General features: G+C 40.9%; 26 protein-coding genes. 11 read left to right on the forward strand and 15 right to left on the reverse strand.

The genetic code is table 11. From position 1 onward, the window contains the following. From VUI23_RS17490 to VUI23_RS17500, 3 genes are all read left to right on the forward strand, one after another. Positions 1-1,014, forward strand: coding sequence for a transporter substrate-binding domain-containing protein (locus tag VUI23_RS17490; RefSeq protein WP_342805191.1), 1,014 nt, complete (start codon positions 1-3; stop codon positions 1,012-1,014). Further along, positions 1,011-1,568: a hypothetical protein gene (locus tag VUI23_RS17495; RefSeq protein ID WP_342805192.1), complete on the forward strand. Its 558-nt coding sequence runs from the start codon at positions 1,011-1,013 to the stop codon at positions 1,566-1,568. The genes VUI23_RS17490 and VUI23_RS17495 overlap by 4 nt, the downstream gene beginning before the upstream one ends. A gap of 357 nt (positions 1,569-1,925) precedes the next feature. Further along, positions 1,926-2,273 (forward strand): hypothetical protein, encoded by a 348-nt coding sequence (locus VUI23_RS17500; RefSeq protein WP_216048851.1) that lies wholly within the window; start codon positions 1,926-1,928, stop codon positions 2,271-2,273. A gap of 79 nt (positions 2,274-2,352) precedes the next feature. On the opposite strand, the gene VUI23_RS17505 is transcribed toward VUI23_RS17500, so the two are convergent. The 5 genes from VUI23_RS17505 to glnK form a co-directional block, all read right to left on the reverse strand. Next, positions 2,353-3,276: a Dyp-type peroxidase gene (locus VUI23_RS17505; RefSeq protein WP_303499228.1), complete on the reverse strand. Its 924-nt coding sequence runs from the start codon at positions 3,274-3,276 to the stop codon at positions 2,353-2,355. A gap of 46 nt (positions 3,277-3,322) precedes the next feature. Beyond that, entirely contained in the window at positions 3,323-5,011 is a 1,689-nt protein-coding gene (ggt, locus tag VUI23_RS17510) for a gamma-glutamyltransferase (protein ID WP_216048853.1), read from the reverse strand. Positions 5,012-5,121: 110 nt separating this feature from the next. Continuing rightward, the gene (locus VUI23_RS17515) at positions 5,122-6,120 is read right to left on the reverse strand and encodes a DUF4382 domain-containing protein (RefSeq protein WP_303499227.1); all 999 of its coding nucleotides are present in this window, start codon (positions 6,118-6,120) and stop codon (positions 5,122-5,124) included. A gap of 302 nt (positions 6,121-6,422) precedes the next feature. Continuing rightward, on the reverse strand, positions 6,423-7,667 hold the full coding sequence (locus VUI23_RS17520) for an ammonium transporter (RefSeq protein WP_216048855.1): 1,245 nt from the start codon (positions 7,665-7,667) through the stop codon (positions 6,423-6,425). A 21-nt stretch (positions 7,668-7,688) separates the two neighbouring features. Further along, positions 7,689-8,027 carry a P-II family nitrogen regulator gene (gene glnK, locus VUI23_RS17525; RefSeq protein ID WP_216048856.1) on the reverse strand — a complete coding sequence of 113 codons (339 nt, stop codon included), beginning with the start codon at positions 8,025-8,027 and terminating at the stop codon, positions 7,689-7,691. Between the two features lie 284 nt (positions 8,028-8,311). Here glnK and VUI23_RS17530 point away from each other — a divergent pair, with 284 nt between their 5' ends. Continuing rightward, entirely contained in the window at positions 8,312-9,136 is an 825-nt protein-coding gene (locus tag VUI23_RS17530; protein ID WP_216048857.1) for a hypothetical protein, read from the forward strand. Between the two features lie 34 nt (positions 9,137-9,170). Here VUI23_RS17530 and mrcB read toward each other — a convergent pair whose 3' ends face one another. Both mrcB and hrpB read right to left on the reverse strand, forming a co-directional pair. Continuing rightward, positions 9,171-11,471, reverse strand: coding sequence for a penicillin-binding protein 1B (gene mrcB / locus VUI23_RS17535; protein ID WP_342805194.1), 2,301 nt, complete (start codon positions 11,469-11,471; stop codon positions 9,171-9,173). Positions 11,472-11,589: 118 nt separating this feature from the next. After that, positions 11,590-14,052, reverse strand: coding sequence for an ATP-dependent helicase HrpB (hrpB, locus tag VUI23_RS17540; protein WP_342805196.1), 2,463 nt, complete (start codon positions 14,050-14,052; stop codon positions 11,590-11,592). A 56-nt stretch (positions 14,053-14,108) separates the two neighbouring features. Here hrpB and thpR point away from each other — a divergent pair, with 56 nt between their 5' ends. The 3 genes from thpR to VUI23_RS17555 all read left to right on the forward strand — a co-directional run bounded on the left by thpR (position 14,109) and on the right by VUI23_RS17555 (position 16,211). Continuing rightward, positions 14,109-14,639, forward strand: coding sequence for an RNA 2',3'-cyclic phosphodiesterase (gene thpR, locus VUI23_RS17545; RefSeq protein ID WP_342805198.1), 531 nt, complete (start codon positions 14,109-14,111; stop codon positions 14,637-14,639). Positions 14,640-14,738: 99 nt separating this feature from the next. Continuing rightward, a complete protein-coding gene (purU, locus tag VUI23_RS17550) occupies positions 14,739-15,593 on the forward strand; it encodes a formyltetrahydrofolate deformylase (protein WP_216048861.1) in 855 nt (284 codons plus the stop codon). Positions 15,594-15,605: 12 nt separating this feature from the next. Further along, positions 15,606-16,211, forward strand: coding sequence for a histidine phosphatase family protein (locus tag VUI23_RS17555; RefSeq protein ID WP_303571364.1), 606 nt, complete (start codon positions 15,606-15,608; stop codon positions 16,209-16,211). Positions 16,212-16,227: 16 nt separating this feature from the next. On the opposite strand, the gene VUI23_RS17560 is transcribed toward VUI23_RS17555, so the two are convergent. Then, positions 16,228-16,797, reverse strand: coding sequence for a hypothetical protein (locus VUI23_RS17560; protein ID WP_303471004.1), 570 nt, complete (start codon positions 16,795-16,797; stop codon positions 16,228-16,230). Between the two features lie 364 nt (positions 16,798-17,161). Between VUI23_RS17560 and VUI23_RS17565 the strand changes: the two genes are divergently transcribed. Further along, positions 17,162-19,330 carry a M3 family metallopeptidase gene (locus tag VUI23_RS17565; RefSeq protein ID WP_303499218.1) on the forward strand — a complete coding sequence of 723 codons (2,169 nt, stop codon included), beginning with the start codon at positions 17,162-17,164 and terminating at the stop codon, positions 19,328-19,330. An 85-nt stretch (positions 19,331-19,415) separates the two neighbouring features. Here the strand turns inward: VUI23_RS17565 and VUI23_RS17570 are convergent, their stop codons facing one another. From VUI23_RS17570 to VUI23_RS17580, 3 genes are read right to left on the reverse strand one after another with little or no spacing between them, the layout of a single operon-like run. Next, entirely contained in the window at positions 19,416-19,595 is a 180-nt protein-coding gene (locus VUI23_RS17570) for a hypothetical protein (protein WP_303471007.1), read from the reverse strand. 18 nt (positions 19,596-19,613) lie between these two features. Then, positions 19,614-19,916, reverse strand: coding sequence for a hypothetical protein (locus VUI23_RS17575; RefSeq protein ID WP_216048865.1), 303 nt, complete (start codon positions 19,914-19,916; stop codon positions 19,614-19,616). A 7-nt stretch (positions 19,917-19,923) separates the two neighbouring features. After that, complete coding sequence (locus tag VUI23_RS17580) at positions 19,924-20,169, reverse strand: DUF6868 family protein (protein WP_216048866.1); 246 nt, start codon at positions 20,167-20,169, stop codon at positions 19,924-19,926. Positions 20,170-20,497: 328 nt separating this feature from the next. Here VUI23_RS17580 and VUI23_RS17585 point away from each other — a divergent pair, with 328 nt between their 5' ends. Together VUI23_RS17585 and VUI23_RS17590 are read left to right on the forward strand one after the other, a co-directional pair. Further along, positions 20,498-21,076: a paraquat-inducible protein A gene (locus tag VUI23_RS17585; protein ID WP_342805200.1), complete on the forward strand. Its 579-nt coding sequence runs from the start codon at positions 20,498-20,500 to the stop codon at positions 21,074-21,076. A gap of 175 nt (positions 21,077-21,251) precedes the next feature. After that, the gene (locus VUI23_RS17590; protein ID WP_216048868.1) at positions 21,252-21,725 is read left to right on the forward strand and encodes a 3TM-type holin; all 474 of its coding nucleotides are present in this window, start codon (positions 21,252-21,254) and stop codon (positions 21,723-21,725) included. A gap of 64 nt (positions 21,726-21,789) precedes the next feature. Here VUI23_RS17590 and VUI23_RS17595 read toward each other — a convergent pair whose 3' ends face one another. The 4 genes from VUI23_RS17595 to VUI23_RS17610 form a co-directional block, all read right to left on the reverse strand. After that, positions 21,790-22,725: an EamA family transporter gene (locus VUI23_RS17595; protein ID WP_303471015.1), complete on the reverse strand. Its 936-nt coding sequence runs from the start codon at positions 22,723-22,725 to the stop codon at positions 21,790-21,792. Positions 22,726-22,828: 103 nt separating this feature from the next. Next, positions 22,829-23,386 (reverse strand): AraC family transcriptional regulator, encoded by a 558-nt coding sequence (locus tag VUI23_RS17600; protein WP_342805202.1) that lies wholly within the window; start codon positions 23,384-23,386, stop codon positions 22,829-22,831. 399 nt (positions 23,387-23,785) lie between these two features. Next, a complete protein-coding gene (locus VUI23_RS17605; protein WP_342805204.1) occupies positions 23,786-24,607 on the reverse strand; it encodes a LytTR family DNA-binding domain-containing protein in 822 nt (273 codons plus the stop codon). A gap of 222 nt (positions 24,608-24,829) precedes the next feature. After that, a complete protein-coding gene (locus VUI23_RS17610; protein WP_342805206.1) occupies positions 24,830-25,651 on the reverse strand; it encodes a spondin domain-containing protein in 822 nt (273 codons plus the stop codon). Between the two features lie 267 nt (positions 25,652-25,918). Here VUI23_RS17610 and VUI23_RS17615 point away from each other — a divergent pair, with 267 nt between their 5' ends. Further along, on the forward strand, positions 25,919-26,455 hold the full coding sequence (locus VUI23_RS17615; RefSeq protein ID WP_342805208.1) for an RNA polymerase sigma factor: 537 nt from the start codon (positions 25,919-25,921) through the stop codon (positions 26,453-26,455).

The raw sequence follows: 26,455 nt of genomic DNA on the forward strand, positions 1-26,455 counted from the left end.
ATGGGCAAAAAACTCCTTATTTTAGTCGCATTGGTTTTATGCTCAACGATGCAAACACAACGGTTATACGCACAAGACGTATCAATAGAAGTTTTGACAGATGTATGGGCTCCATACATTAATCCAGAAAGTGAACCTATGGGTCGAGCTGCAAAAGTGTTAGATACAATTGCCGCTTACGCACAAGCCAATGTTAAGTGGCGTTACGTGCCCTATAGAGACGCCGCATTGTTATTGGAAAAACAAAAAGCACAACTTGGTTATCCGTATTTTTATACACAGCAACGGGCAGAAAAACACTACTACTCAAAACCTATATTCTACCTCACGAGTCGACTCTATTTTAATCGTCACTTTGTGTCTTCTGAGTTAGCAAATAACAACTATGAATCCCTCAAAATAGCCAAAGTGGCTGGTTATAGTTATGGCGAAAAAATAGATAGTATTGTCACAGATGGCAAACAGTATGAAACCGAAGAAGATGCACTCATCGCTTTATTAAACAATGAAGTACAAATATTACCGATGACCGAAGGCGTAATGAACAACTTACTGGATACCCGATTTTCAGAGCAAAAACAGTTGATTATTCCAGTTGATGAAGTGAAAGATGAATCTAGTCTACATATTATTGCTAGTAAAACAGCCGAAGGCAAGGCATTAATTGAAAAGTTTGATCAAGCCATTACGATGCGACTCAATGGCGAAGATGCACAGTTGCAACCAACTCAAAACCTTAAGCAACAAGTCGATTTAGCGACATTAGTAACATCAGAAGGGTTTCCGGCAATACTTGGAGAATTTACCAATCAAAACGGTAATATTGATTATTACACCATTCCAATAGGAACCAAAGTTATCGTTCTTCAATGGAGTTCAAAAATTCTAAAACCATCACATTCAGACCGCATTTATAAGAACATGATGGAAACCAGTAAGGTTGTGATTTTAAATGGCCCCCATGTAGGCAAAGAATTGCGAGTTAAAAACATGCATATTCAGTTAGAGCCATGATTACAATAGGCTTAGGATGGATAGGTACGGTTTTATATTTACTTAACCATGCATACTTATCCTTAGTAACAAACTGGTCGCCAAGAGTCTATTACGCGGGTAATTTGGTCGCGGCCACTAGCCTGATAATAAACTCACTATTGGTTTCATCATGGCAAGCTGTCGTAATAAATGGATTTTGGGCTGTCATTAGCTTGTTATTACTGCTGAATATCACCCTAAAGAACACACCAATCACATTTCGAATGATGGCGGTTGCCGTAGCCTTTATGTGGATAGCTGCCCTGTTAGCTTTATTTTATCAACTTGATTTGTCGATTCGTATCTTAGGTTGGACATCGGCATTAGTTTTTGGCGCCGCTTATTTGCTATTTTGCGCGCAGAAAATGACGCAAAAAACCTATTTGTATTTAAATGTTTATGCGGCCTTAGCACTAACACCGCAATTGTGGATAGATAAAAACTACCCTGTACTCACCTTAGAAGTCATTTGGGCATTGATTTCTATTCATGGTGCATTGCGTCAGCCCGACAATGCCCATTTAATCGACTAGTAAATATTGTCACGAGGCCGTAGCATGGCCTTCAGGCCATGGAAAAACCAAACAGCCAAGAGACCGTAGCATGGCCTTTAGGCCATGGAAAACTCCAATCATCCACGAGGTCGTAGCAAGGCCTTTAGGCCATGGAAAAACCCAAACAACCGCGGGACCGTAGCATGGCCTTTAGGCCATGGAAAAACCCAAACAGCCAAGAGGCCGTAGCATGGCCTTTAGGCCATGGAAAACTGCAAACATCCAAGAGGCTAAAGCACCCGCCCTCAATCCCTTAAACTCTACGACCTATGTCTTATTGTTTGCATTAGGGGTTAATGACATTCTAATCAAAATACAATGGCAAAGGTTGTTATAATGAACACAGCAAACCGTTTAAAACTGATTGGATTAGCCGCTTATTTACTCGCAATGTTTGCGCTGCAACAAGTGGTCATCATTCCATTAATTGCTTTACTTTCCATTGTGGCGATATACAAAAGTAAGTCTGAAATTATCAAGTCCCATGCTAAATATATCATCTCAGTATTTGTCGTTGTGATTTCAGTAGTATTAGTCACGGCTAATGTGTTTAGCGGTGAGCAACAGGTGTTTGCTGCTATGGTTGCTATTGGCATAGCCTTTATCATGTTGGCTTATGGCGCATTACGAATAGGATTTTCTAAAAAGCCATTCGCGAATCGATTAACCACCAATTTGGAATAACGTTAAAAATATAATTGCTTTAAAAAGACCAATGGAGGTGTCGGCTATCGGCACGACACCTGACACCTTGCGGTCTGTTTTACTTGTCTTTATTAGCTTTAATAAAGTTAAGTGAAGGGGCAAAAAACGCAGCACCGGTTTCTGCTACAGTAAAATCCAATAACCTATCATATACGCCGTTTTCATCGCCAAACACCATACTGCTTAACATCTGCGTAAATGGTTTAGGACTGTTAGCCAATGATACAAAAAATAGTCCTTTCACCGTCATATCACCGTAAGGCATGCTTTGCCGCAATATCTCAAGGCTATTTCCGTCAGCATCCTTAATTCCCGAGCGTTTGACATGTGAAAATGCGGGTTTATCTTCGCGAGCATATTCGACGTTGTCCTCTTTGGTGCGACCAATTATATCTTCTTGGTTTTTAACCGGTAGTCTTTGCCAACGATCCATATGGGTTCGGTAACGTTGAATATGAATATAACTACCGCCAGCAAAATCGGGATCTTTATCGCCAACTACGGCTACAGTTCGTTTGTGCATGCCCTTGGGGTTTTCTGTGCCATCTACAAAACCAATCAAGTCCCGCCCATCTAAATAGCGGAATCCTTTAACTTCCTCGAATAACTCCACATGTCCTTTGAGCAACTCACACACCTCACTACCTATGGCAAAACAAACGTCCGCTCGGTCAGCACGGATTTGAATAAATAAATCACATGGTGTTGCTGGCGCATTGCGATCATCACACTCCATATCTGGAAAAGGCGCGAGTTCCATTGGAATTAGGCCCGGATATAAGTCAGTCCAATAACTAGTGCCAACCGCTATGATACCCGACACCATGGCCTCATAATGCTCCTCATCATAGTGTTCAAATACATTGAGGATATGAGCCAGTTTTGCGCGTATCACTTGCGCATCATCATCGATAACATTAAACATCAAATATTGCGCATGTAAATTGGGTTCTGCGCAAATGCCTTTTTGGGGTTGTGTCATATTTTTCTTGTTCTTTTTTATTAATAGAAGAGCATTGTAAGTTCAGTTAATAGCCGGCAGCTTGGCCATCTTTCCGGCTTTCAGAGGCGCCAAAGTATACACCAGTTTTGCTGTCTCTAAGAATAGCTTGATAACCACCAAAGCTGCCAGATACATCTCGTAATATATGTCCCTTTTGCACTAATTCTCGTCGAGTCTTGGCTGAAAAACCGCTTTCGAGGCTCACATAGCCCCCATCTTCCATCAAAGTACCTGTCGGTTGGCTTGAACCACTGTGCAGTATTCTTGGTGCATCTCCAGCTTCTTGCAGGTTCATTCCAAAATCAATTAAATTGACTATTATCTGGGCATGCATTTGTGGTTGTGTACCACCACCCATTACTCCAAAACTCAACCAAGGTTTGCCATTTTTTGTCACAAAAGCAGGAATGATAGTGTGGAATGGTCGTTTCGCTGGTTCATAAACGTTAAAATGTCCTTCTTGCAGAGAAAACAGTTCACCGCGATCTTGCAAGATAAATCCCAAGCCTGTGGGTGTCATACCTGAGCCCATCCCGCGATAATTGGATTGGATAAGCGATACCATATTACCGTCTTTATCTGCGGTGGTTAGGTAGATAGTATCGCCTTCATTGAGGCCGGCATCATAACGATTGGCTGCCTTTTGTTGATTCAGTAGCTTCACCCGTTGTTGGGCATATTGTTTGGATATCAGCCAATCAGTTGGAATCTGATTAAATGCCGGATCGGCGTAATATTTTGCGCGATCTTCAAACGCCAGTTTTTTAGCTTCTACAAATGTATGAATGTATTCAGCCGAACCAAAGCCCATTCCTTCGATATCAAACTGTTCAAGCATATTTAAAATTTGCAAAGCCGCAATGCCTTGCGAATTTGGTGGCAATTCCCAAACATCATAGCCACGATAATTACTCGAGACGGGTTCTACCCAAGTGGATGTGTGACTAGCTAAATCCTCATAACTAAGGAATCCACCTTGCGCTTTCATATAGGCGGCAATAGTTCGAGCGATATCACCTTTATAAAAAGCATCGCGACCACCTGTGGCTATTTTTTCCAATGTGGCGGCTAAATTCTGATTTACGAATATTTCACCTTTTTTAGGTGTTGAACCATTGGGCATATAAGTATCGGAAAATCCCTCATACTTACTTAAAATTGGCGCGCTACGTTGCATGTACCAAGCAATAAGTTCGCTTACTGGAAAGCCTTTTTTAGCATACTCTATGGTTGGAGATAAGATACTAGTCATCGGCAATGAACCAAATTTACCGTGTAGTTCAAACCATCCATCAACAGCGCCAGGAACGGAAACCGGCAAAGGACCATGGGATGGAATCTTTTCCATACCTTGCTCTTTAAAGTATTCTAACGTTAACGATTTAGGCGAACGGCCTGAGGCATTTAATCCATAAAGCTGCTGCGTTTTTGCATCCCAGACGATAGCAAACAAATCACCACCAATTCCATTGCCGGTTGGTTCTACTAAGCCCAGCATGGCGTTCGCAGCAATAGCGGCATCAATAGCGTTACCACCTTGCTTTAAGATGTCTAAGCCAACTTGCGTGGCTAATGGTTGGCTAGTGGCAACCATACCATTGGTCGCTATAACCTCAGAACGTGAAGCGAAGGGTTCACCAGTGATACGATCATAGGCTGAACTGTATTGACTGAATACAATCAATGAACCAAAGATACACGCAAGAAATCTCATTAAACCACCCTTTATACTATTTGATGATTTAAAGGATACGCTTTGCGACCATTGGTTTAAAGAAAATATAAACGCAAGTGGTGTAAAAGCACTTTTCTATGCTTTAAAGCCTATTCATTAACGTCCTCAAAATTGACTACTCCCTCAGTTTTAGCATCATCTATGCTGACTTCTTGAATTTGTACAAAGCCTACTTCGTCATCTAACTCTGGATCATCAGTAAGATCGCAACTGAGTGCCAGCGTGTAACTTCCATAGGGAACAAAACCAATATCAAAGGGGTAAGTAGTTTGTGAAGCATCAAAATAGACACTTGTACTGGCAAAAGGAAGAACCTGTTCTAAACCACCATTATCTGCCAATTTACTAGATTCTAAGTTCATGCCTTCATACAAATACACAACCGCAGGAGAGCCATTGATATCAGCTAACGGCTCACATAATTGATTAATCAAAAGCGTTTCTGAAACTTGCCCCTTGATTTGCCCAGCTTGCTGATTATCTACCAACCTTATTCCAGTTGATTGTAAAAAATATTCATCTTGTCCCACGGGGTTGGTCAAGGCGTTTCGTAAATCGAATTCAACCGTAAAATCTGCTGTGTTGTTTTCAGTTACAGTAAACCCGTCAAAGGTGATTTCATTGGATGCGATGGTTATCGGATTTTTTGTATGCTTTAGTTTATCTACCGTGTATGAACCATCTGTCATACCAAGGCTTATTTGAGAGTATTGACCGGCTTGTATATTAATCTCTTCTACTAGCGGTATTGAGAGACTACCAGTGTACTCAAGAAGGTCAATTCCAACCGCATTAGGCACCACATTATTGGTATCATCCAAACATAAATCGTTGGCCGTAAGAGCAAACTCTGGATCACCAACTTTGAAAGTAAGATCTTCTTCCTCGCCTTTGAGGGTAATAGTCGAAAAACACAAAATTACATCTGCTAAACCGTCTGCTGGTGCATCACTCACGGCTAAGGAAAAAGACGGTAGAGTGGTTTTAACGGGAGCGGCAAAAATCGGCAAAGCATCATCATTAGAACCACAAGCGGATAGCATTGCAATGAAACAGAGTAAAGACACATGAAGGGGCTTTATAATCATAATTTCTCCTGAAAAAGTCACGTCAGTTTTCAAAATGTCTATAGGCATCTGACAACTAACATTGATTTAGTTCAGAGCAGGAAGGATACCAAGAGTGTTAAAAACTGTGTAAGTTCAAGATATTCAGATAGTTACAATTAACTTCGAAAGGATGATTCAGAATAATCAGAGCTGAGCATAAAAAAAACCCCGCTGATTAGCGGGGTTTTGTCTGTTTTTAACAACAGTAGGACGATGTTGTTATTATTCTGATTATTCTTATTTTTTTATTCGCCCTCTGTGTTTTTCTTAAAGAGTAGGTATTAAGAACGTCCACCAGTGAAGTCTGGGTATGCTTCCAAACCACATTCGCCAATATCTACACCTTCGAACTCTTCTTCTTCGCTTACACGAATACCGATGATAGCTTTAAGTATTAACCATACAACCAAGCTAGTTACGAATACCCATACAAAGATTGTGATAGCACCGATGATTTGACCAGAGAAAGAAGAACCATCATTTGTAATAGGTACTAGTAGAAGTCCTAAAAGACCTACCACACCGTGAACAGAGATAGCACCTACTGGATCATCAATTTTCATTTTATCTAGAGCAACAATGCTTCCAACTACCAATAGACCGCCGATAGCTCCGAACAAAGTAGCTTGCAGTGGAGTTGGAGTAGAAGGCTCTGCAGTAATAGCAACCAAACCAGCTAACGCGCCGTTTAAAGCCATAGTAAGGTCAGCTTTACCAAACAAGATACGCGCTAGAATAAGTGCAGCAACTAGGCCACCAGCAGCAGCAGCGTTAGTATTCATAAATACTACAGCAACAGCATTAGCACTTTCTACAGTCGCTGTCGCAAGAACAGAACCACCGTTGAAACCAAACCAACCCATCCACAGGATAAATGTACCTAATGTTGCTAACGGTAAGTTAGCGCCAGGAATCGCATTAATTTTGCCATCGGCAGTATATTTACCTTTACGAGCACCTAGTATCAACACACCAGCTAAAGCAGCTGCAGCACCGGCCATATGTACAATACCTGAACCAGCAAAGTCAGAGAAACCTAAGTCACCAAGTGTATACATACCGAATACAGAAGCGCCACCCCAAGTCCAAGAACCTTCCATTGGATAGATGAAACCAGTTAAGATTACGGCAAATGCAAGGAAAGACCACAATTTCATACGCTCAGCGACCGCGCCTGAAACGATAGACATTGCAGTTGCAACGAATACTACTTGGAAGAAGAAGTCTGCTGAAGGAGCATAGGTAGCAGGTTCTGCTTCACCCGTTGCGCCGTCACCTACGATTCCGCTAAGGAACAATGTGAAGTCGTCTCCACCGTACATAATTGAGTAGCCACATACCATATACATGATACAAGCGACTGCGTACAAAGTAATGTTTTTAGTTAATATTTCAGTGGTGTTTTTAGCACGCACTAAACCGGCTTCTAGCATTGTAAAGCCAGCTGCCATCCACATGACTAAGGCGCCACATATCAAAAAGTAAAAGGTATCTAGTGCATACCCAAGTTCGAATGTAATTTCCATGATTTTCTCCTGCCCTGCTACTTAAATGGCTTCGCCGTCAGTTTCACCCGTACGGATACGTACTGCATGCTCTAAGTCATACACAAATACTTTTCCGTCTCCAATCTTGCCCGTTTTCGCTGCGCTAACAATAGCTTCAACTAAACGTTCAACATGATCGTCTTGAACCGCAATTTCCAGTTTAACTTTTGGTAAAAAGTCCACTTGGTATTCTGCACCACGGTACAATTCGGTATGACCTTTTTGACGTCCAAAGCCTTTCACTTCAGTGACAGTCAAACCATCAATGCCAATCTCTGAAATGGCTTCGCGAACATCATCAAGCTTGAAAGGCTTAACTATCGCAGTTACTAGTTTCATTGTGTTACTCCCGGTATTTTGAATTTGTTTTTATTGAAACGCTCCATTCTTAAAACAAGTCTTATGCCACTAATGTTTACACATAAAAATCAAAGACTTAGATTAAAAAAAGCAGATTAAACAGTCAACTTACGCACCAATTGTGTGCAAATACCTATTTTTGCACGTTCTGGGTGCGCTGTCTGGATGTATTTCGAAAGTGTTGCTTTTAGGGAACTAAAGGAGGTACTGCAAGTCTATTGTCGAATCAAGTTCACAAATATTAATGCTGGATAGCGCTCACCTTGGATTTTGAACGTCAACAACACCTTCCAACCAAAACGAAAAACAATTCTCTACGAAAAGTGTTGTTTATTTCCGTGCTTGCTCATGGCCTGATTGGTTGGTGGATTTTGTCTCAACAACGAATTATTATCCCAACAAAAATCGAGCAAGAGGTTTCTGCGATCAACGCCAAACTCGTATTTTTGCCAGCGCCAAAAGTTGTGGAAGAAGCTGCCGAAATCGAAACTGTTGAACCGTTATCTGAACCAGAAGCGCTGGCCAAACCTGATGATAATCAACAAAAACAACAAGCAGACCAAGTTATTGAAGACGTAGAAGTAACTGAAATAGAAGTGTCAGAAACGTTACCACCAGCAGATACCATCGAACCTAATGAAGCGCCCGAAATTGTTGAACAGGTAACACCGCAAATCCCCCCTATTGAAAATGATTCAAGACGGGAAGATTTGCCTTCGATTGATTTTCCAGACAAAACTAACACTGACACTCAGGTTGAGACCTCACGAAACTTAGCGCAAAAACATTTGTTAGATCACTCAGCCCAAGCCAATCAACGCATGGCTGAACAGGAGGCGCAGCGCTATCGTCAGCAAAGAGAGTCGCCTGATTTGAATTTACCTAAGTTTGATCCCTTTAAAACGGACGATGAAAAACTAAGAGAAAGTAACTCGGTACGAGTGGATTGCAGCTCAACAGTAAATAAAACCATTGCCGTTTTATCCACCTTTACTGGTGGTAGTTTAGATTGCAGTAAACCGACCGATTTAGCGCCGTTCTTAGACAAACATGTGAAAAAACCAATGCCCCCCAAAGACAAACGTTAATGTCAGTTTTGAATATTAATAATTAACTTTTTGGTTAATTACCAAAAAGCCTTTCCCAAAAGCTCTTGCGCTCTTGGATCTTCGGATTTTTGGTATCACATTTATCGGCTCGTTTCGGCAGCACTTCTAATATGGCTGGCAAACTCATGCTTGTTTGACATCCCGCTTGCGTCGCTCTACCGGTTTGCGGATTAAAATGTGCGATCCCTAAACCTTTAGGGAAGCGACGAACGAGTGACTTAGGTTCTTGCAATAACTGGAAATCCATAAATAATCGCAATGCACCACTGGCACCAGTTAACCCGGTACTTTTGTTATCATCAGTGCCAATCCAACTGGTTACTAATATATTTTTGTCGTAACCACTGAACCAACTATCTCGATAATCATCAGTTGTACCGGTCTTGCCGGCCATATTAATCGTTGGAAAACGCCGTCTAATTTGTTTCGCGGTGCCCTCTAAGGTGACTTTATGCAGCGCGTAATTCATCAAATAAGCTACTTTTTCATCGATGATTCTAGTGGCCTGAGAAGAAAATGAATACATTAATTGGTCATCTGCAGACATGATTGCGTTAACTGTATGAAGAGGGATTTGCACGCCATTATTTGCAATCGTCTGATATACCTGATTGACTTGAATAGGCGATAAATCTAGGGCACCTAAGGTCAATGCAGGATATTGGGTAATAGGTTCAGTTACCCCTAAACGCTTGAGTGTTTGAGTAATATTTTCTAAGCCTAGTTCCATACCTAAGCTTACAGTGGGAACATTCAGTGATTGTGTTAATGCTGTATACAATGGCACTTGACCACGAAACTTTTTATCTGCATTTTGCGGCTCCCAAGTTTCCCCACCTTCACTGGGTAATTTGATTGGATCATCGAACAGAGGTGTGGCCAGATTATATTCTTCTGGATGTTCTAAAGCAGTGATATAAATTGCTGGTTTGATTAAAGAGCCTATGGAGCGTTTCGCATCCAATGCTCGATTAAAACCACTAAAACCGGTGTTGCGATCTCCTACCATAGCGCGAATTTCACCACTATCAATGTCAGTGACTACCATAGCGGCTTGTAAATTCTCTAATTTACGTTGCTTCTCAATACTGGTTAATCCACCAGACAGGGCGGTCTCGGCTTTGCGCTGAGCGTTTGAGTCAAGGGACGTAAAGAGTTTCACACCAGAATCACGAATATCTGGATTATCTAGAATAGTACGTAATTCTCGCCCTACTCTATCCATGAAGGCTGGATGTTTCCCCCTAACCAGAGTTGCGCCAGTGGCGACTTGAATTGGCTTATCCAACAACTGTTCAAAGGTTGTTTTGTTAATCTTTCCAGCTTCAAACAGCAGCCTCAACACCAGATTACGTCGCTCAATGACACGCTCAGGATGACGCCTTGGATTGTAATAAGACGGCCCTTTGATCATACCAACTAGGGTGGTCATTTCTTCTAGATTTAGTTCGTTTAACGGCCGATCGAAATAGAAGTAACTGGCCAAACCAAATCCATGCACCCCAGTATTCCCGTTTTGTCCTAAAAACACCTCATTTAAATAAGCTTCCATTATTTGATCTTTGCTATAACGGGCATCGATCAATATTGACATAAACGCTTCTTTGATTTTACGGGTTATCGACTTTTCATTGGTTAAATACATGTTCTTAACCAATTGCTGGGTCAAGGTACTGCCACCTTGCACCGCGCGTCCCGCTGAGATATTAGCAATCAAAGCCCGTAAAATTGAAAGCGGAGCTATTCCATGATGCTGATAAAAATCCTTGTCTTCTACCAGAACTAAAGCTTCAACTAGTTCTTTAGGCACCTGACCCAAAGACACCAACATACGATCTTCTTTCCCCTCACTGATCAATCGTGTAACTAACCATGGCTCTAAACGGAAACTATCAATTTGTTTGCCACTATTGAGGTTAACAATGCTAGACACACGCCCCGATTTAACGGTCAGAGATAAAGCTGTCTCGGCTTGAAAGCCATCAGGAAAATGGAACGCTCGACGATAAACTTCGAAATGATTATTGTTGTACTGATATTCACCAGTGCGACTCGCTTTAGCAACCCGTCGATACCCCAATAGCGTCAGCTCTTCTATAATTTCTTTACTGGTGATTTCTTCTTTTAAGCTTAGCACCAAAGGACGAGCATAAATTTGCGCGGGAACTTGCCATTTATTACCAGAAAACTGATGGGCAATAATAGCATCTAAATAAACCATGTAGGCACACATAGCAACGACGCAAACCAGAAACAACTTCCAGAAATACTTGCGGAACCAAGGTAAGGGATTCAATTTTTGGGCTAATGACATGGCTGAATAAGGGGATCTTTGTTGGGGTTATTTTCAAGAAGCCAGTATATCAGTGCAACGTGGTTGGCTCAAACAACTAACGCTGGAATACTATACTGCGACATATTAGGCTTGAGCACTACATATATTTCTTAACGCGCGTTGTTGCTTGTGCTGTCGCTGGATTGTCGGGCCAAAAATGTTTGGGGTATCGGCCTTTCATTTCTTTTTGAATTTGGCTGTAGCTACCTTGCCAAAACCCTGCAAGATCTTGGGTTTTCTGCAATGCTCTACCGGCTGGTGATAGCAGTGTTAGGGTTATTGGTACTTTGCCATTGGCAACACAGGGTGAACCATCGTAACCATACATATGCTGCATTTTCACTTGCATTTCAACTTGTTCATCGGCTGAATATACTAGTTTACAGTCTTGCCCTGTTGCGTCTTTCATTTTAAGTGGATAGTGATGATCTAGTTGTTGTTGCTGCTCCCAAGTTAATCGATTTTTTAAGATAGTTAACCAATCTAACTGCTGTAGCTTATTGCCTGTAACTATGCCATCGAGAAAAGGTTCCAACCATTCTTCGAGCTCAGCCAACAAGCTAGTCTCTGAGAAATCAGGCCAATGCTCACCTTCCACTTTACGAGCCAAACTTACTCGATAAATAAACGTCCAAACCTTCTCTTTCCAAGGTAAAAATGAAAGTCCTTGTTGTTTGATTTGCGCCATCAATATTTGCACGCATTGCAGCCCATCTGAGGCTTCGATTTGTTTTTCCCATAGCGTAATAGCGCCGAATGTTTGTTTTTCTCGCGCGACAACTTTTGCCAATGTATGGGACCAACTATATTCACTTTGTCGTTTAAAATGATGTTTAAATCGCTCAAAAACCAAGTGTTCGTCTATTGGTTCGGCCATTTGTATGAGTGCATCAGCCTGGTCACTGATGGTTAATTTGGTCACGATAATCCATTTACTCAACGCACTAGTGCCTTGATCTTTTGAGTTGAAGTATTTAGCTCCTGTTCCATTTACTAGCTGATAAGTTCCATTGTCTCGCAAGCGACCTATCTGATCAGGATATGCCACACTTAACAGTTCACTGAGATTCCCCTTTTCAAGGCTTACCGAACGGCTATCACAAGAACATCCAAGCCGTTTTGCCCAACGTTTTGCTTGCGTCCAAATAGGATGCGAGGGCTGCGTGAGTAGAAAACGTAAATGCTGACGTAGCTGGGTTTCTCTTCGCAGTTCACTAATGGGACGAAATTCAAGCATTGCCACCAATAAGCACGCTAGCGCTTTTTGCAAGGGCTGCCCTTTTTGACTGTCTACTAACATCCCAGCCAATCTTGGATGGCAACCAAAGCCGTTCAACGCTCTGCCATGGGGGGTTAATTTAGCGGAGGAATCTATCGCACCTAATAACGATAACACCCATTTTGCATAGTCGAGTTGAGAACGACTAGGGGTGTCCAACAAAGGTAATTCAGATAATTCACTGCCCCAGACTTTTGCATCTAAATACAAGCCACTAATATCTGTTTCTAAAATTTGCGCGGGGCGCTGTGCAATTAAACGTTGTTGAGTATCCTTAGACCACAATCGGTAACAATCTCCAGCAGTTAAACGCCCCGCCCGACCTGCCCGCTGAGTAGCTGAGGCTTTAGAAATTTGTTTGCTGCTTAACTGCTCGATGCGCCGCTGCCAATTAAAACTTGCAACATTCTCTAAACCAGAGTCAATTACCACTTTAATACCGTCGATGGTTAAGCTAGTTTCAGCAATATTGGTTGCCAGCACAATTTTGCGCATGCCTTGTTTAGCCGGTCGTATTGCTAAACGCTGCTTTTGTTTATCCAGTTGTCCAAACAAAGTATAAGTTTCAATATCTTGTTCAAAGTATTGCTCACACAATTGTTGCGTTGCCAATATTTGTCGTGCACCGGGCAGAAAGACAAGAATATCGCCATCGTGGCTATTCACTGCTTCTTTGATAATCTTAAAAACATGTTGCTCTAAAAGAGTACTTTTATCTCGTGGTCGGTAATGGCTAGTGACCGGAAAACTGCGGCCATGACTTTCCAATTGTTTGGCATCAGGCAATAAATTAGCCACCGCTGCTGCATCCAAAGTCGCCGACATTACCAATAACCGTAAGTCATCACGGAGCGCTTGCTTTACTTCCAAACATAACGCTAAGGCAAAATCAGAATGGATATTCCGCTCATGGAATTCATCAAATATAATCAGTCCAACATTGGCTAACTCTGGATCGTTTTGCAACATACGGGTAAGCAACCCTTCAGTAACAATCTCCAATCTAGTGTGAGCACTTACTTTAGTTTCACCTCGCATACGATAACCGATGGTGTGCCCAACGGTTTCATTTAGCTGCTCTGACAAATAGTTGGCGATCGACGTCACTGCTATTTGTCGCGGTTGCAGCATAATGATTTTCTGATCAGCAAATTTAGGATGTTGTAGCAGTTTCAAAGGCAAATATGTGGATTTACCCGCTCCAGGTGGAGCCACTAAAATCACATCTTGATCTTCAATGTATTTTTCTAATGCTGGCCAGCAAGTTTCTACAGGTAACACGCAGTCAAACCAAAAATCCTCTATAATCACCCCATTCTATCGTTGCTGGAGTTTCAATGCGCTACTTTTTAGGATTTGATTTAGATGCCAAATCAAAAATTGCATTAGATGATTGGCGCAACAAAGCCTTACCGAGATTTGAGCGCTGCGTGCCTGCTAAAAATTTTCACATCACTAGTGTGTTTCTAGGACAAGTTAGAGAACAACAATTAGACCACCTTTGTTGTGCCATACAAGAAAGCCAATTTCAAAATTTTAGCCTGCAAATTGATACCTTAGGTTATTGGTCAAAACCGAAAATATTATGGCTCGGTAGTACCCAAATTCCAGAGCACATGTTGCAAACGACAAAACGGTTGACCGAATATGCACAACAAGCAGGACTGAACTTGCCCATTAGAGAGTATATTCCTCATATCACCCTAGTTAGAAACGCTAAAAACAATCCTCCGGCGCCACTATATGAACCAGATTTCGAGTTAAAGATAGATCAATTGCATTTATTTGAATCTGTTAGTGGCAAAAACGGGGTGCAATACCCTATTCGACAGACTTGGCCTTTGCATCGTCCCATTCGCCCAAGATAAACTTTTATGTAATTCCAATAAGTGCTTTACCTCAGGCCTATTCCGGCAGCACAATAAGGGGATTAGTAGTAAGTCCGATTTAACAAGAGTAATTTATTCATGCAACAAACCTTCAGGCTGGTAATCGATTGTCCCGATCAAGTAGGATTAGTCGCTGCTGTGAGTCAGTTTTTAGCTGATCATCAAGCCACTATTGTAGAAGCAAGCCACCATACAGACGCCAAATTAGGGCGCTTTTTTATGCGTCATGAAATAAAGACTGACACGCTGAAATTGACTTTAGAGAGTTTCAAACAGGCCTTTGAACCCATCGCTAAACAATTTTCAATGAAGTGGAAAGTATCCGATTCCTTGCAAAAACAAAAAGTGGCTTTGCTTGCCAGCCATGAATCTCATTGCCTCATTGATATTCTGCATCGCTGGCACAGTGGTGAGCTTGATTGTGAAATACCTTGCATCATTGCGAATCACCCGCAAATGAAACAATTTGCAGATTGGTATCGAGTACCTTTCCATTGGGTAGATTTCAAAAATCAAGACAAAGCAGTGGCCTTTGCCCAAGTTGAAGCTTTACTAGAAGAGTATCAAGCAGATCTCACAGTACTTGCGCGATTTATGCAAATTGTGCCTGACAACTTATGTCAAAAATTAGCAGGCAAAGCTATCAATATCCACCATAGCTTTTTGCCGTCCTTTGCCGGAGCTAAACCTTATCAACAAGCCTATGACCGCGGTGTTAAACTGATTGGCGCGACTTGTCATTATGTGACAAAAGACTTAGATGAAGGGCCAATTATTGAGCAAGAAGTGATACGCATCAGTCACAGTGACTCGGCTGAAGATATGGTTCGTAAAGGCAAGAATTGTGAAAAAGCCGCGTTAGCCAATGGCGTTCGTTACCACTTGCAAGATCGCGTGATTATTCACAAAAATAAAACCGTTGTATTTGCATAAATTAAGGGCTTAATGATGTCTATTTATTTGGTCCGCCACGGTGAGACAGACGGCAACCGAAATAGGATTGTACAGACGCCAGAGACTCCGTTATCCGCTCATGGTCAGCAACAAGCAAAAGATTTGGCCGATGCTTATCAACACCACGCTATTTCTAGAATATTGTGTAGCGATCATACTCGCACCCAGCAGACAGCAAAGCCGGTTCAGCAACTATTGGGCTGCGAATTAGTTTTATCGGAACTGTTACAGGAACGTAATTTGGGAGCGCTCAGAGGAACCCCTTGGAAGCAAATTGACTTTGATTTTTTAGCCGCCGATTATCAACCCGAAAATGGCGAAAGTCAGCACCAATTTGGTCAACGTGTTGAGCTAGCGTGGCAACACATTATTGAGCAGGCGAACGCGGTAGAAGACAGCTTGATGGTCATGACTCATGGCTTGGTCTTACGATATATTTTAGAACACATTTTAAAAATTGATCGGCTGAGTTTAGAGCGCGCTGGATTTGAAAATACCTGTGTAACCCAGATAGCTAAAAACGATTTCAGTAAAATTCAGTTACTTTGTGACATTAAACATTTACGTCAAACAGTCGTAAAGGGGGCTGCGGTTTAGCACTGCGAACTTAGCGTTAGAAAAATGCGGCGTAATTAACATTTAGCTTATTATCGATTAATCCGTTGTCAAACAAAGTGCCAAATTCATCGTTAGCATCCCAATGGTGACTACTCAATGCGATATCCACCTGATGGTCATCTCGGATGCCTTTGAAACGACTGCTAATCTTATAAATTTTACTTTTCGGTAAGGCGAGCTCTAATCCCTGAGAAGTACTAAATTCAGGCGCAGATTGCAGGATGACACCCGCACTTAGACTAATTTTACGATTGACACTATAGCGTGGTAAAAAAGAGTAACGCTTAAGACTGATTTTTTGGCTATTGATGCCCCACTGCAGCTTACCGTTCGCATAGCTCATACCGCCTTCAAATGACAAACGTTGGTTAACCGGTTGACTAAATGTTAATTCATATTCCCGATGACGACAGCCATCAAATTTAATACGAGATTTATTAAATTCAATTTTGGTGGTCTCTGGTACTAGGTTGTTTAGCCAATTCACCCCTTTAGCAATAAAAAACTCATCTGCTTGGCAACTACTGCCAACTAAGGTCATAAACAAACACAAATACTTGAACATGATGGCTAACTCAAAGGGTTTATTTAACTTGATTAAATAGTACTCAAAAAACAGCAGCTGTAACGTACATCAACCGACATTAGGTATTCGAAACAATACGTGAACAACAGACGATTCAAACACGCAACAATACTTTTCAATCACTTAGTTAAAAAGACCAAACTCAGCACTTCGGCTTAAAACTAGAAAAAGATATGTGAAACATACTTTGTAAGGGTTTGTAGACGATATGTAAAAGTAGATTTGGCCTTAGCGCTTGTAGTTTTGACACTAAAGATTAGTATTATCCACAATGCTCATTTCAGAGCATACAATGAATAATAATAATGACGGAACTATCTCTCAAATAATTGGTAAAAATTAAATGAAAAAATTTGCTCTGACACTAACAAGTGCAATGCTAATTGCAACATTAGGTGGGTGCTCTCAAAGCACAACCCCCACTAAAACAGAAGATAAAACATCCATGACTGAACAAGTCGCACAAGAAACAAATCCATTACTTGCTGAATATTCAGGCCCTTATGGCGGTGTTCCAGCTTTTGATAAAATGGACTTAGCCCTACTAGTTCCAGCGTTAGAAAAAGGAATGGAAATCAATTTAGCCGAAGTAGACGCGATTATTAACAATCCTGAAGCGCCTACATTCGAAAATACTATTGTTCCGTTAGAAAAGTCTGGTGCAGAGTTAGGTCGCGTATTCACCTACTGGGGTATTTGGAGTTCCAATAAGAATAGCCCTGAGTTCCGTGAGATTCAAAAGGAAATGGTTCCTAAGATCTCCGCGTTTAGTTCAAAGATAAACCAAAATGAAAAGCTTTTTGCACGGGTAAAAGCAGTGTATGAAGGCGAAGAATATAAACAGCTAAATTCTGAACAGCAACGTGTGACTTGGTTGACATACAACGGTTTTGCACGCAATGGCGCGACCTTGGAAGGGGAAGCGAAAAAGCGTTATGCAGAAATAAACCAAGAAGTAGCAAGTTTACAAACCAAATTTGCAAATAATGTGTTGGCTGATGAAGAAAACTATGTGCTCTACATCGACGCTGATCAACTTTCTGGTTTACCTGAGTCCTTTGTGACTGGTGCAGCATCAGCCGCAGCCCAGCGAGGCCATGAAGGTAAATATGCGATTACTAACACCCGTTCATCAATGGACCCGTTCTTAACCTACTCTGAAGAACGTGAACTACGTAAAAAAGTTTGGGAAACATATTACAGCCGCGGCAACAACGGTGACGAATATGACAACAATGAATTGATCAAACAAATTTTAAAATTGCGTCATGAGCGTGTTCAACTGTTAGGTTACGAAAACTATTCACAGTGGAGACTAGAAGATCGCATGGCGAAAAATCCTGAAAACGCCATGGACTTGATGCAGAAAGTTTGGCCTGCGGCTATTGCTCGTGTGGATGAAGAAGTAAAAGACATGCAAGCCGTTGCGGATGCAGAGAATGCGAATATCACCATAGAGCCATGGGATTATCGTTTTTATGCTGAAAAAGTACGTAAACAAAAATACGACCTAGACTCAGACCAAGTAAAACAATATTTGCAGTTAGACAAACTTCGCGAAGCTATGTTTTATGTTGCAGGTCGTCTCTTCAACTTCAAATTTACACCTATCGAAGAAGGCAAAGTACCTGTTTTTCACCCAGATGTTAAAGTATGGGAAGTGACAGATCTTACGTCTGGTGAACATATAGGTTTATGGTATTTAGACCCATTTGCTCGCACTGGTAAACGTTCTGGCGCTTGGGCAACGACTTACCGCAGTTACACCACTTTTGATGGTAAGAAAACGGTACTTTCTTCGAATAACTCAAACTTCGTGAAAGGTCCTGAAGGCGAGCCAACATTGATTTCTTGGGATGATGCGGAAACTTACTTCCATGAATTTGGCCATGCATTGCACTTCTTATCGGCCAAGGTAGCCTACCCAACGTCACATTCAGGTGTGCGTGATTACACTGAATTCCAATCTCAATTGTTAGAGCGTTGGTTAATCACTGATGAAGTAATTAATAATTATCTAGTGCATTACAAAACCGGTGAACCTATCCCACAAGAGTTAGTAGCTAAAATCAAAAAAGCATCTACTTTCAATGAAGGTTTCAAAACCACTGAGTACATGGCATCTGCAATAATGGACTTGTTGTATCACACAACAGATCCTGCTGCGATTGATCCTCAGAAGTTTGAACAAGAACAACTTGTGAAATTAGGCATGCCGGAAGAAATGGTAATGCGTCACCGTAGTACTCAATTTGGGCACATCTTTAGTAGTGAAGGTTATGCGTCTAGTTATTACGGGTACATGTGGGCTGAAGTTTTAACCTCAGATGCTGCTGAAGCCTTTGCTGAAGCACCTGGTGGATTCTACGACAAAGAACTAAGTGAAAAGCTAGTTAAGCATTTATTCGCCATTCGAAACGCAATGGACCCTGCTGAAGCTTATCGTTTGTTTAGAGGTAGAGATGCAAATGTAGAAGCCCTGATGCGCGATCGCGGATTCCCAGTGAAATAAGCCTGATTCAATACAGGTTTTAATCTTAAAAATAGCACTTTTAAAGTGCTATTTTTTTGTCTTCACATCAGCGCAGGAAATCGACTCAAGAGCGGTTAGACATATGTTTTTTAGACGTCTTTAAAATACCAATCCACAGAGCCACCTCCAACAAAAAGCCTAATGCAATAAATGCGATTGCGCCAATGACACTGCCAACGTAATAGCAGACAAAGGCGAGGCAAAATAACGCTGATATTAATAAATACTTAGTTGTTTTCGACATATCAATCTCATAGGTTTGTTAAGGGCATTTAAATGAAACTTCATTCTCAGCACAAGGAAAGCAACTGCGAACTTCTTTGCCTGTATAGGCATTGCAAACCTTACCGGTTTCAACATCTACCAAATAAGACTCATTCTCAGTTTGATAGTAGTAATGAACAAAAAGGTCTCCTTGATCTTCAAACTCATGTTGGGAATTGGGCTCACCTTTGGCGACCAATAAATCTTCCTGACTTGCCAATTGAAGTCCATCGTTTGCTATCCCACTTTTGAAGATAAAAATTGATCCACAGACTAAGAATATGAATACGGACTTCTTCATTTAGCGCTTAACTCCCCATTATTTTTAAAGCAATATACGGAGAAACAATAAAAACCAATGTCATGACTTTATAAAGACTCAGAAAGTTAATATACAAAGGTGGCAATGTGCTTTTTTCAACTTTGAATACCTTACTATGAATTGAAGCTATTGCATCAGGCATAAGTGTTACAATTAATGTAGCAAGTAATAAATAGGCGAGATTAATTATTGACGCCCAACCAAATAGCTCAGTTATTTGTATAATAGTCATAGTGGATTACCCTTAGTACCAATACTTTAATCAGTCTTAGTCTAACTAGTATAAGAGTATAGCGGTCCAAACTCATTTTTTTATTGCAACTCAAAAGATATCAAACTGAATTCACAGCCTTGCTAGCTCCCAAGTGATATTAATTTTACAAGCAATATAAAACAAACTTAGGTGATGCAAAGTCATCACAGCTAAATCAACTTCGGTCAAAACAGACTCGGAATTCAATCACTTTCATAAATATCTAATTTTTTTTAAACCAACAACTGATTTCAAAAATGATTAGGGTATATTTGTCCCATATTGAATACACTCACAGGATTATGCTTTGAAACGTCATATTGGTTTTGCACTAAATATTCTTGCAATAGGTTTGTTTTTCCCTGGAATATTATTACCTATGTTTTCGTTAGATATGGAGATGGCTGCATCATTAGGGGGATCGACTCTGAGCTCCAGTATTGTCGATAAAGAGCTATCGATAATGGCAACCATCGATGAGTTATGGCACGACCAAAGAATATTAGTCGCGGCACTAATTTTACTGTTTTCAGTGGGGATACCACTGATAAAAACGAGCATGGTTTGTGTTGCATATTTCCAACCTGGTACAAGGCTAGAACGGGCTTTTTTAAGTGTGGTTTCAAGCATTGGGAAATGGTCGATGGCTGATGTGTTTGTCGTAGCGGTTTTCCTCGCTATTTTATCCACCAATCACGCAGAAACAACTGACTCTCATAATTTTGCGGTATTCGGATTTAAAATGTCGTTAGATATCAGCACACAAACACTATCTAATGCAGGCCAAGGATTCTACTATTTTGCTGGTTATTGTTTACTATCTTTATTAGGAACGCACTTCGCAATGCGGGGGGCGCAGTCCTCTAAACCAAAAGCGCTTATGTAAAAACTATTCACGTTTATTTTTATACACAATCAAAAGTTGTTTAAAAATACAGCAATTAATCTGAAAAAATGTTAAACATATTAGGACAGGTTAAGACAATCGCCATTGTAAACAGTGGCAAACAGTCGCAGTAAATAACCGGTAAATTTCACCCTAACTAAAGAAAGGAGTCATTATGGCTATTGGAATTATGGAATTTATTGGCGGTATTTTTAAGCCAGCTGCAGATTTGATTGATAATGTGCACACTTCAGATGAAGAACGCTTAGTACTTAAAAAACAACTCGATGAAATTAGGGCTGGTGTACAACTTAAGATGATTGAGTTGGAGCACAAAGTTTTAGAGTATGAAACTAAAGTACTTCAAGCTCAGCAAGCCGTCATTGTCGCCGAAGCTCAAGGCAAAAGTTGGATACAGAGAAATTGGCGGCCGGTCTTAATGATGGTGATTATTTTTATTGTAGCGAATAACTACATTCTGTTTCCTTACCTCAATCTGTTTACCGACAAAGTGGCAATGTTAGAACTGCCAGAGGAACTGTTTACGCTGTTAACCGTAGGTGTAGGCGGTTATGTTGTCGGTAGAAGTGGCGAAAAAATAGCCCAATCTATGCGCAAACAACCAAGTGTAGAGAATGAAGGAAAATAAACCAGAACAAATATTCCCATAGTGACCATGAAGTCACTATGGGGAAAACATTACCATCTGCATGTTAAGTTTTCGATATTACCACCGAGTCCATCTGAGGCTGAAGTTTAAACTTCACCGTTTGTAATGCTAGGCACAGCGAAATCAGCCCCATACCAAACCAACCAATCAACTTAAAATCTTCTCCCACAATGATAACCGCTAAAAAAGTAGCAACCAAGGGCTCGATTAGCGTTATTAACGTGGCGCGACTAGCATCAACAAGTTTCAAGCCAAATCCAAACAATAAATACCCTAGAAACATCGGAAAAAAGGCCATGTACAAAGCAACCGAGGTATTTGTAACGGTAGAAAATAAATTAGCACCGGTAAACCATAAAGACGGTAGTAACAACAATGCAGCCAAGCCAAATAACCCTGCCATCGAAGATTGTGAATCAATACCTTTTTCAATCAAATGTTTAGCTGCCCAAGAATAGCCAGCATAGGTTAGCCCTGCCAATAAACCCAAAATAATCCCCACATATTGTAAGGTTTGGTGAGTTGATGTGACTAAACCGTCAGTTTTGCCAATCACTAACAGGACAATTCCAATAACGCCGATAACAAAACTCACAATCCACTGAACAGAAATATTCTTTTTACTAATAACCCGTTCATACAATGCAGCAAAAAAAGGTGCACTAGCAATAGAAATGACAGTACCAATAGCAACACCAGAAAATCGCATCGAGGTATAAAAGGCTAACGGGTAGATCGCGACACACGCGCCTCCGAACAACACGAAATGGGGATACGCGAGCATTAATCTAAAATCAGCGCGTAACTTGGAACGGGCAGAAAACACCAAAAGCACGCCGCCGATACCCATCGAAAAAGCCCCTATCGCCAATGAGCTAATATCTGGCGCATAGCTTGCTGCTACCCCAGTGGTACCCCAAAGAAAGCTAGCAATAACTATTGCAAAAATACTTTTAAAAACGTGGAATTGCTGAGACATAACAAAATGTGAGAATGTGTATTTAATGGTAGTAAAACTATACGCCTTTAAAATTCAAAAAATTTGACAAATAAGACACTTTCTTTGACGAAGCAGACTAAATTTAATGTTTAAATTTTGTTGGAGGAAGACCAAAATAGCTTGAAAACTTTCGGCTAAAGCTCGAAAGATCACTAAATCCGACCCTTTCTCCAACTAGCTGCAAAGGATAATCCGTATGGCGCAGCAATGCCTGAGCTTTTTCCATCCTTAAGGTGGTGACATATTTCATTACAGTAGTACCAGTCTGCTGCTTAAACAATTTTTTAAGTTGTGTTTCACTCAAACATGCAATTTTAGCCAAGTGTTTAATTTGTAGTTTGTTGGCAATATTCTGTTCTATGTAGGCAATAGTAGCGCCAATTCGTCTATCCACTTTTGGTAGTAAAGCTTGTTCACTCAATATAAGAAAGAAAGTTTCGTACATCGCTTGCTCAAGAGACGGGTTTAGCTGGTATTCAAGTTGATTCTCGATAAATCCTAAATAACTGATAAGACTTGAATTAATTGTAAAAACAACCTGTTCAGACAGTTCCAGGTTTTTTGGCAGAACTTGCATATCAGCGACTACAAACCTAGCTTCAGTATTTGCCGTAAAAAGATGAGATTCATTGGCTTTCACAACGACACACTCACCCGGCGCTACCTTGCCGTTAAAGTTACCTACTTTAATATTGATAACGCCCCTCAGAGGCAAAACCAACTGATTGAATGTGTGGCTATGATTAGTGGGCTTAGTACTGTACGACCGTATAGACAGATGGTTTGGCATAGAACCCTTATCAATTTCAGTTTACTTCAAGCTCTAGCCATTGAACTATTGTAATCTACTAGGCCAGAATGACAGTGTTGAAAGCAATATTACGCAAATTCATTAGCCTCTGCCATCCTAAAACAGTCGCAATTCAGCTAGCAAAGTGGAATGTTAGCCTATTTGACGTTTACGACATAATACGCGGTTAATTCACCTCCCCTTCCTGTTAATAGCAGTTGCTATAATTCCGATAAATTTGTCGCTAAATCAATTTAAATTTAGTGCACTCAGTTTAAGCTTGTATTTACGACTTACTTTGAGCTCAACGCCAGAGACTAATCTGGCCATATATTCGCCATTTGAATTAGGGGTTAGATGTGTAATCTGGTTCAGATTTATAATGCTTGACCGATTGATCCTTGGAAAACACCTTTTATCCAATTCGGCTTCAAATTGACGAAGTGTTTTACGCACTATATGGGTCTCATCAAGGGTATGGATACACATATAATCACCAGCGGCTTCAATCCACAAAATGTTTTCTAGCTTGATCCGTAACCATTGAGTGCCGCTTTTAATTGAAATAGTTTGTTGCAAATCCGTTAGTGTAGCTTGCTTCGAATGTTCTAGGCATTGCATAAAACCATCCAACGACTTACCGGTTTTACTACACAACAATTGATTAAGTTTAGTTTGCGCAAGCAACGCTTGATTCTCTAACAATGCATTTCCTAGCCTATCTAAACAAGCCTTGAGACGGCAATTGGAGATGGGTTTTAATAAATAATCAAACACCTTGTATTCAAACGCTTGCATCGCAAACTCGCTAGATGCTGCGACAAAAACAATTTTAGGTAATGGTACTATTGCTCCATTGAGCTTATCTAGCAGTTCAATACCATTTGCGCCAAGCATTTCGATATCAACAAACACGACATCAGGCTGGTACTCAAGAATATAGCTATAGCCACACTTTTGATTATCACAATGGGCTAATATGTTAATGTTTTCGAATGCCGTTAAACGAGGCGTCAAGCATCTATCTATCACGGCTTTATCTTCGACAACTATTGCCGAAATGGTATCCATCAAATTTCCCCATAAAATTTGCATGTGGATACTATTGTGATGCCTCACTGGTGACCTGCAAATTCAAGATGTAACAAGGTGTTGATGGGATTTAGCAAATAAAAAGGATAGAGCAGTGCTGAGCCTCGCGTAAACCGCTAACGCCAACTTATAAGTTGAAAAATAATTTTGGATTCAGGATATACGAAAAGCTGCCACCCAAGTGCGCAGCAGCAGATAATATTAGTCAGCTAATTTACGTTTAATCCGAGCCATCAAACCCAATAATCCGATAGCAAAAAAGCCAAGCGTTGCAGGCTCCGGAACTTGTGATACGGTGATGCGTGCCACTTCAAAACCAGATGCTGTAAAATCGGCAGCAGCTTGGTCTAGGGTATAACCACTGGCAGTAGTTCCACCGATGATAGCTAATCCTCCGGGTAAGACTTCAAGCCCGTTGTGAAAGGTGATCACCCCATTTTCGTTTTGACGTGCTTCGGCCTCAGCTCCTTGCAAGAAAGGCGCACCAAATCCTCGGTTTAATTCAGTACCAGAATCGTAGACTGATGAACCTAGCACTAAGATGTCCAATCCTACAAAGTTACCATCGTCATTGAATAGTGAATATGACATTGGGTTGTCATTGCCAATGAACGCATCGTTTGTGGGAATAAGCATGGATAAAAAGCTGAAATAACCACTGCTCATCGCTTCTATTTCTAACAATCCGCTAGTTGCCGTTTCACCCGGCTCAAACACGGGTGCCGCACCAGTGGGAGCGGCTAACACACTTTGAACTCCCATTGGGTTACTCATTGCAAAATCCGCTTCAATCCCCGCAGTCATGCCATTTTCCGCTAAACTTTGTAATGACGAAGACGCCACAGAGCCTGCGTCAAAAGCATCGTACATACCGTCATGAAAGCCTAACCAGACTGGCGTCATAGCTAAACCTCCATCGTCAAATAAACTGCTAACCTGCACCTGAATAGTTGTAGCATTGGCTGAGAGGCTTAGGCATGCCCCCAAAGCAGTAGTGATAATTCCTTTGTTTAATGTTTTCATAATTATGGTCTTCCAATATTCTAAGTAAACACGCTTTTGAAACAATATTTAAAGCGTTCCCGTGGCTTACATCCCTTTCGTTTGTCTTATTAATGTTAGAGATAGAAACATTGGCATTAATAAATTCACTACTAATCGCCAAGCAATGAGGGATAACTACTAGCAATTGTCAGATTACGAATGATTTATCACAAAAGTATCACGGGCGAATCACGAAAGATTAAAGAAATACTGAACCGCTGGAGCTTATTGACAGACCTATAAAGTATGAAAAGAAATAGTGAAACAGTTTTAACTGAGTGGTTAGTCATAAACGCTCAAATGGGCGATGAAAAAGCACTCGAACAGTTGCTTCGAGTCTGGTATCCCAAATTAATTGGTTATGCGTCAAGACTTCTGGAAGACGAACACTTAGCAAATGATGCAATCCAAAACGCGTTGCTTGATATGTGCAGGAATATTAAAAAAATTGAAGATCCTGCGGCTTTTCCTAAATGGATTTTTAAAATACTACAAAACAAGTGCGCTGATTCCATCAAACATTTACAAAAAGAGCGTCACAAAGCCCGTGCACTTGAAGCAAGTCAATACCTTGAAATCGAGAAAGTTGAGTTGCTAGACAACACACCAGAAGTTGATCTTTCTAATCTAGATAACAACGCATACCAGTTAGTGTACTTACACTATTTTGAAGAGTTTACGCTAACCGAGATTAGCCATATTGTCGGACTCCCGGTAGGTACATTGAAATCGAGGCTGCATGGGATTCGACAAAAACTTAAACTAAGCAATAAAGGACATTAA

The organism is Alteromonas sp. M12, assembly GCF_037478005.1.
Taxonomy (GTDB): domain Bacteria; phylum Pseudomonadota; class Gammaproteobacteria; order Enterobacterales; family Alteromonadaceae; genus Aliiglaciecola; species Aliiglaciecola lipolytica_A.